General features: G+C 66.3%; 8 protein-coding genes. 2 read left to right on the forward strand and 6 right to left on the reverse strand.

Annotation, left to right across the window (positions count from 1 at the left end):
• Window positions 1–254 precede the first annotated feature (254 nt).
• On the reverse strand, window positions 255–680 hold the full coding sequence (locus NN4_RS43940) for an SgcJ/EcaC family oxidoreductase (protein WP_186818923.1): 426 nt from the start codon (window positions 678–680) through the stop codon (window positions 255–257).
• Between the two features lie 80 nt (window positions 681–760).
• Here NN4_RS43940 and NN4_RS43945 point away from each other — a divergent pair, with 80 nt between their 5' ends.
• Entirely contained in the window at window positions 761–1,402 is a 642-nt protein-coding gene (locus NN4_RS43945) for a Rossmann-fold NAD(P)-binding domain-containing protein (protein WP_186818924.1), read from the forward strand.
• 63 nt (window positions 1,403–1,465) lie between these two features.
• Here the strand turns inward: NN4_RS43945 and NN4_RS43950 are convergent, their stop codons facing one another.
• Window positions 1,466–1,807, reverse strand: a complete 342-nt coding sequence (locus NN4_RS43950) for a hypothetical protein (protein ID WP_147144263.1) — start codon at window positions 1,805–1,807, stop codon at window positions 1,466–1,468.
• A gap of 92 nt (window positions 1,808–1,899) precedes the next feature.
• Between NN4_RS43950 and NN4_RS43955 the strand changes: the two genes are divergently transcribed.
• On the forward strand, window positions 1,900–2,370 hold the full coding sequence (locus NN4_RS43955) for a hypothetical protein (protein ID WP_147144265.1): 471 nt from the start codon (window positions 1,900–1,902) through the stop codon (window positions 2,368–2,370).
• A gap of 871 nt (window positions 2,371–3,241) precedes the next feature.
• Here NN4_RS43955 and NN4_RS43960 read toward each other — a convergent pair.
• The 4 genes from NN4_RS43960 to NN4_RS43975 form a co-directional block, all read right to left on the reverse strand.
• Window positions 3,242–6,181 (reverse strand): AfsR/SARP family transcriptional regulator, encoded by a 2,940-nt coding sequence (locus tag NN4_RS43960; RefSeq protein ID WP_147144268.1) that lies wholly within the window; start codon window positions 6,179–6,181, stop codon window positions 3,242–3,244.
• Window positions 6,182–6,291: 110 nt separating this feature from the next.
• Window positions 6,292–6,756, reverse strand: a complete 465-nt coding sequence (locus NN4_RS43965) for a Rossmann-fold NAD(P)-binding domain-containing protein (RefSeq protein WP_147144271.1) — start codon at window positions 6,754–6,756, stop codon at window positions 6,292–6,294.
• Window positions 6,753–6,905, reverse strand: coding sequence for an NmrA family NAD(P)-binding protein (locus NN4_RS43970; protein ID WP_147144273.1), 153 nt, complete (start codon window positions 6,903–6,905; stop codon window positions 6,753–6,755). Before NN4_RS43970 ends, NN4_RS43965 begins: the two co-directional genes overlap by 4 nt.
• 55 nt (window positions 6,906–6,960) lie before the next feature.
• Window positions 6,961–7,335, reverse strand: coding sequence for a winged helix-turn-helix transcriptional regulator (locus NN4_RS43975; RefSeq protein ID WP_147144276.1), 375 nt, complete (start codon window positions 7,333–7,335; stop codon window positions 6,961–6,963).
• Window positions 7,336–7,474: the final 139 nt, after the last annotated feature.

Below are 7,474 nucleotides of genomic sequence, written 5' to 3' on the forward strand. Positions count from 1 at the left end.
TGCCAAGAACTGTCCGGGCGGTAACGGCGGCAACGGTGGCGCCAAGACCGGCACCGGCACCCTCGGTGCGTGCGGCAGCGGCGGCAACGGTGGCGCGGGCCTGGTCGCAGGCGCTCCCGGCACCGACGGCAGTGGCAGCGGCCTCTGCTGAGGCAGGTACCCGCAACTGAATACAGGGAGTCACCCAGCGCTACGCGCTGGGTGACTCACACGCTGGCGGCTGGATTCGCCGATGTCGTAGACAATGCGGCGGCTCATCCAGCTACCTGAGTGTTCTGGGCGGCCGCGATCTTCCAGCCCTCGCCGTCGTCGGCCAAGATGTAGAAGGGTCTGCCTTCGGGGTAGTCGGCCCTGGGGGTGCCGTCCAGGCGGATCGGCCGCTGATGGACATTGACCGCGGCTATGTCCGGACGGATGAACAGGATGCGGGCTACCTCGTAGGTGGCGGTGCCGTGCGCGGTCGCGCCGGGCAGCATCCGGTGGGTGAATTCGTTGATCGTCTCCCAGCCCGACAGTCGCTGTCCGTGGGCTGTTGTCCACACCGGATCGGTGGTTCGGAACAACCGCATGAAGTCGGCGGGCAACTCGTTTTGCTGGGCGTGTTCGACAGCGGCGACCAATGCCACGATCGCTTCGACGTCGCCGGGTTTGCCGGGAGTGCCCAACACCTCGATGTCCATAACAGTTTTTCCTTCATGCCACCGGCGTTCTCGGTAGCCGCGCACTGCCGCGACTCGGCACCGGCAACCCCGGACAGTGAATGATGCACTGCCACAACGTTTATCACGGCGAAGCCGGGATGATGGCCGTCGCGCTGAAGGTGACATACCGAGCCCGCAGGACGACAGCTCCAGCGCCCGACCGCGCCGACGAAACCACGCCGACCAACCCGATTCCCATCGTCGGGTATCGCCCCGACGTCGAGCGTCAGGTCCTCGCCCTCGCCGACGCGGGCGTTCGCGCGGCGGTCATCCGCCCCGGCATCGTCCACGGCCGGGGCGGCGGAATCCCCGCTCTCCTGGTTGATCTGGCCCGCAAGCACGAGGCTCCCGTGGTAGTCGCCGACCCCTCGGTCGTGTGGCCCATGGTCCACATCGACGACCTGGCAGACCTTTTCGCCAAGGTCGTCGACGCTGCTCCGGCGGGTTCGGTCTGGCATGCCATCAGTGAGCCCGCAGTCCGGGTTGCCGACCTGGCCGCAGCCGCCGGCCGGGTGGCCGGTGTCTCCGGTGAAACCAAGGTCTGGCCCCTCGACCAGGCCCGAGCCGAGCTGGGCGAGCTCTTCGCCGACGCCCTGGCCCTCAGTCAGACCGTTACCGGTCGGGCCGGCATCGACCAGCTGAACTGGGAGCCCAAGGGCCTCAACGTCATAGCGGACCTGACCACCGGTTCCTACCGCTGATCGGCTCGCATCAAGGGAACGAGCCCGTCAGATCGTCTGACGGGCTTGCTCCCGGGCCGTGGGCTATGGAGCGTCGCTCAGATCGTCGATCACTTTCGCGAGCGCGCGTACCGGCTCGCTCTCGGTGCGCCAAACCAGCGCATAGGGCAGCGGCGGCATATCGGTGATGGGAATCCAGCGGACGTGTGTCACTCCCCAGTGGTAAAGCACGTGGGCGGGGAAAGGATGGATGATATCGCCGTTGCCAACCCAGTCGATCAGGTCATCGGGGTTGGTGGCGGGCTTGCCGCGGGGTATAGGGCGGCCGCTCGGGGTAGTGAAGGGCAGATCCCTTGGAAGCGCGGGGACTCGGTGGGCGAGGCGGTGGCGTTTCGGATTCGGCCCGTGAGTACCGCCATAGTTCACGACCGTAATGAAATCTCCACGCGCTCAGATGATCTGGAAGCGACCGCCAGTTGGGTGGCGTCTACTGCGGAGGAAGTATGACCCGATCTGTTTTGCTCGCGACCGCGGCGGCCACCCTCGCGTTGGCCCTCACGGCGTGTGGTGGCGAGGGCGCCACCGAAGCGGCCCCTTCGGCATCGAGCACCGTTTCCACATCCGCTCGAGGCACAGCCACCGCCCCTGGAACCGTCGCGCCGACGACCGACGCCACGGCGCCTGATGTGGAGACCACAGCACCTGCTGTTGAGGAGCCGGTAACCTCGTCAGCGCCGGCGACCACGGCCGCACCGACCACGGCCGCACCTTGCGCGGTGGTTACCCGCGAATACCTCATCACCACGCTGCGAATGACGGCATCGCCCGAGTATCCCTTGGCTGATCTCCAGAATCCGCGGTGCAGCGGGAACTACGCGACGGCGCAGAGCCAACCGAAAGGCACCCTGCACCCGGTCGTCTACATGTTCAAATACACCGCACCGGTGGGATGGCGCCTGATGGGGTCGACGACGCAATCGACTGTGTGAACAGGCACGGTGTTCCGCTCCAGGATGCCCGTGTGATCGGCTGCGCCCGCTAGCGGCTCCGCTGTTCGGCCAGCTTTCGCAGCGGCGCCAGTCGTAGGCGACATCGCCGGGTCTTCTCCGTCGATGTCGACGCGCGGTTCAGGTCGCGTGAGCCGCTCGGAAATGGCGCCGAGCGGCGCACAGTCGAACAGCGGGACCAGCGGCGATACAGGACGTTTTCGACACTGGCTCGGCCGAACCCACACCCCCGACGTCTCTTCCCGAACCTCCGATGTCACGCCTGGCTCAGGGTGCCACTCGCATTTCCAAGCCCAGTCCGGCGCGTTTGCCCGCCGCGATCAGTCTTCTCGTGCCGCTGACAGTGCCGTACGGGAACGCCTGTTCGGATCTGGGGTGCCGAGAAATGTTGGTGCCCTTGGCCTTCGCAGTGCGGGTGATCGTGTCGGCGTCGGCATCACACTGATCGTGACCGCAGCGGTCACCTACCGCGCTGGACGTCGGGGGGCGACCTCGGTTCAAATGGGCAGTGCTCGCACTGGTCGGCGTCTGCCTCTCCTCCTGCACCGGCGCGACACTCCTGACCATCGATGACCCAACGACTCTCTTCCAGAAGGATCTCGAAGCTGCGCTCGGCGCGATGCCAGGAGTCCACCGGTTTTCGAACACCCCTATGCCGCGGGTCGCGGGTTCGGACGACCATGATCAGCGGTCGGCCAGGCCGCCTGGCGAATGTCCCGAACTGCCGTTTACCGACCATCGGGGACGGTTCAGTCGCTGCCCACCAGCCGAGTGGGTTGTCGTCCTCGTCGTAGATGTGCCGTATCCCATGTACAGCCGTTTGCCGTCGACGATCCTCCGATCCGGCTACCGGTCAGGACCCCGCGGCGGCAGCGGCATGGCGAGCGCCCTCGGCAGCGTGTCCGGCGGCGGGTGCGGGTTTTCGACCGATCCGGAGGGCCAATTCGTCGATCTGCGCGCGTACCTGCTGCGCTTCGGTGCCACGTCCCAGCGCGACCAGCGCCCGCACCCGACAGTCCAGTGCCTCCCAGCGCCGCATCGGGTCTGCTGCCATGGTGAGAACCGAAACCGACTCGGCGGCAGCGGTTTCGGCAATGTCGGGACGCTGGCCGTGCAGGCTCACTTCCGCCTGCCTGCACAACACCCATCCCAGCATGAGTCGGCGCCCGTGCGCCCGCGCCGCACGCACGGCGTCGGTAGAGATCGACACCGCCCGTTCCGGATCGTTGTCGCGCATCAAGACGACCCGGGCCAGCTGACACCATGCCAGCGGCTCGAAGGCCGCGCCACCCAGCTGAGCAGCCAATTGCAATGCACGCTCAGCGTATTCGGCGGCTTGGTCCCACTGCGCGACCTCGCCGTACCGGTCGGCGAGGGTGGCACAGGCCCACCCTTCCCACGCCGGGTCGTCCAGATCAGCGAAGATCGCGACTGCGGCCGCCATGTGAGTGATGGCCTCGGCCGCACGTCCGACGCTCAGCGCAGCGGCTCCCAGCACGTGTTCGACGAAAGCCAGTAGCAGGCTGCTTCCGTTCGGCGCCAAAATTTTTCGGGCGGGTTCGAGCACGGCGACGGCCTCGTCTCCGCTGCTCAGATCCAGCGCGAGGACGACACCGAGCGTAGCGCGGGCTCGAAGCTCGGCATCCCGGTCGACGAATCCTTCAGCGACGGTGAGTAACCGCCGCAGCGCATCGGCCAACTGCCCGGATTGGGCCGAGGGGTCGATGCTTTCGCTGATCAGCATTGCCACGTCCACGCTGGTAGGCACGAGCACCGGGTGGTCTGCGGCTATTTGGCGGTGCAGCGCGATCAGCGTAGTGCGTTCGATATCCAGCCAGGTGTGGGCGTCGGTCTCGGTGTCGATCGTCTCGCCAGGGTGCGTGGTGGTCGGAACATAGTCGAGTCGGTGGCCCGGATAACGGTGCTGGACAATGTTTTTCGCCGTCGCCAGGTAATAGTCCAGCAGTCGCGACAGCACCTGTTCGCGGTCGACGTCCGCATCCACGGTGTGGGCGAACAGCCGTAACAGGTCGTGGTAGCTGTAACGGTCCGCGCCGACGGATTGCAGTAGCCCGAGATCGACAAGGGACTCACAGCTGTGCGCCGCCACTGCGGCATCGACACCGAGAATCGACGCGGCCGCGGCCACCGAAAGATCCGGGACCGCGGGCACTGCCAGCGCCACGAACGTCCGTGCGGTCGCCACCGGAAGTTGCCGGTAACCGAAGGTGAAGCAGGCCTCCATGGTCAGATCGCCGCAGCGCAGCTCCGAGAGGCGATGACGTTCGCCGGTCAGTCGTTGTGCCACCGCGGCGATACTCCAGTGCGGTCGGGCCACCAGTCGTGCGCCGATTATCCGGATCGCCAGCGGCAGTAGCCCGCAGGCGACGACGACCGCATCGGTGGCCTCGGGTTCTGCGGCGGTCCGCTGCACACCGATGATGCGCCCCAATAGATTTCGTGCTTCGACGGCGGAAAGTACACCCAACGGCCGGTACGTCGCGTCGGGCAACGGCAGCACCGCCCGGCTGGTGACCAAGACCGCGCAGCCGGGGCCGCTCGGCAGCAATGGTCGCACCTGATCGAGCGTGCCCACGTTGTCGAGCACCATGAGCATGCGCTGGTCGGCGAGCACGCTGCGCAGCAGGGCTGCCCGTTCGGGCTCGGTGGGCGGCATGTCGCTGTCGGCGATTGCCAACGCGCGCAGAAAAGCCCCCAGCACTCCGACCGGCTCGGCGGGGCGATCGTCCATGCCATGCAGATCGGCGTAGAGCTGACCGTCCGGGAATTGCTCGCTGATCTCGCGCGCGACATGAGTGGCCAGCGTCGTCTTGCCGACGCCACCCATGCCGGTGATCACCACGATGGGTGGAGCGAGCCCGGCAGGAGTCAACGCCGCACACAGTTCCCGGACCACCGCCTCGCGACCGGTGAAATCGGCTATGCCCCTGGGCAGTTGAGCTGGCCGGACACTCTCACGTAGGCCGTGACCCGGCATGGCCCGGCTGGGCTGGGCGATCGGCGCGGGCAAATCGTCATCGAGAATGCGCTGATGCAGTTCAGCCAGTTCCGGGCCGGGTTCGATGCCGAGCTCCTCGATGAGCAGCCGACGGGTGTCGGTGTATACCGCCAGCGCCTCGCTGCGTCGACCGCACCGATACAACGCCGCCATGCGCAGCCCTCGGAGGCGCTCTCGCAACGGGAATTCATCGCTGGTGGTAGCCAATTCGCCGATCACCTGTTCATGACGCCCCAGCTGTAGGTCGACGGTGAGCCGTGCCTCCAGTACGGTCGCCCGCAACTCCGAGAAGTGCCGTCGTTGATCTGCGGCCAGCGGGCCGGGTACGCCCGCCAGCACCTCGCCGCGCCATAACGACAGCGCTTCACTGAGCAGTGTCCGCGCCTGCTCGAAACCGCCTGCGGTTCTGGCCTCGTCGGCAGCGGCAACCAACGCCTGTGCTTGAAAAGCGTCGACCGAGCCGCGAGGCACTCGCAGTTCGTATCCGTCGCCGACCGAAACAAGCACGGAAGCAGCGCCTCGCGGTGCACGGCCGGGTTCGACGAGTTTGCGCAACAGCAGCACATGGGACCGCAGCGCGGCGACTGGGTCACCGGGAAGCTCATCACCCCACACCGCATCCACCAGTTGTGCTGCGGTCAGCGGTCGCCCGGCCGCGAACAACAACGCGGCGAGCACCGCCTGGGTCCGCAGGCGCCCCGACTCCAACGTCAGCGCACCACGCTGCACCGTGACACGGCCCAGCACCGTAAAGCTCAGTTCGGCAGCGTCCATCGGCTTCTCTCAGTGGAACATGGGATCACCCGATCTTATGTGTCTGCTGTTCTCATCCCCCAGCATGCTCGGTCGGTGCCGGGCGGGCGCGTCAGGTATGGCGGAACCGGTCACACCCGCAGATCGGATAGCCAGCGCTCGACGCTACGGGGTGACAAGCCGAGCTGTTGCTGGGCGGAATCGGTCGTGTCGAACGAGATCTCGGGGACGTCCGCGAGGGAGGCGTACAACGCGGTGACCGCCAGTGCGGCCGCAGCGCCGATGATGGGCTCGATGGCCGTGCCGAACTCGGTAGGGGTGATCGGCTGGAATTCGATAGTGCGTCCTTCGTGCTGCGAAAAGCCATGTGCCAGGTCTTTTCCGCGCAGTGGCGGCAGGTGACCGACCGTGACGAGATCGGGCGCCATGGGCCCGCGTTGGAACGCGGCCGCGGCCGTGTCGGCGACGTCGAGGTGGGTGGTCCACGCGATGGCGATGTCGGGACCGATCGGGTATCGCAGCTGCGATTGGTCCCGGATGCCGGCGAGGACTGGTGGGAGAAGCAGGTTTTCCAGGTAGAACCGGGTGGAGATCACGGTACGTCGGGCTCATCGAGATCAGCGCGCACCACGGCACCGGCCGCGTCTCGAGCGAGACCGATGACCCGATGCCCGGCCCGGTCCAAAGCCGACATCACCGGGCGACCCTGCGCCCCGGTGGCTCCATGCACTACAAAGTTAGTCATGAGCACTATGGTTCCCTCAAGGAATCAGTTACCTCAAGTGAACTAATAGGCCGCACTATCGTGACATAGGCAACATTTTCTCGACGCTGCCCGCCGAGTGCTCCGACACCTCATCCGGGATGGGGAGGTTTGCCTCAGCCCAGTGCGCCATCGCGTCTAGCACCGGGCGCAGTCCGCGACCCCGATCGGTGAGTTCGTAGACCACGCGCGGCGGGATTTCTGGGTAGGCAGTCCGAGTGGCCAGTCCGAGGCTGGTGAATCGGTTCAGCCGCGCGGTGAGGGTTTTCGGACTGATGCCGGGCAGCGCCGTCCTGAGATCGCCGAATCTTTTGGGCCCGGACAGCAGTTCCCGCACAATCAGCGTCGCCCATGGCCCATCGATAACGCTGACGAAGATACCTATTGGGCAGGCTCGGCTGGTCTCGCTCATCGTTCATCACTCCCGGCGGCTGACCGCCCGCGCGAGACACGTAAGCCGGATCACAGCGGGCAGGTCCATTAGTTCACTTGAGGCTACTGGTTCCCTGGGGGAACTATAGCGGTGTCATCCTTACCTGCCAAACACCTTC

The organism is Nocardia ninae NBRC 108245, assembly GCF_007990755.1.
In the GTDB taxonomy this organism is placed as follows: Bacteria; Actinomycetota; Actinomycetes; order Mycobacteriales; family Mycobacteriaceae; genus Nocardia; species Nocardia ninae.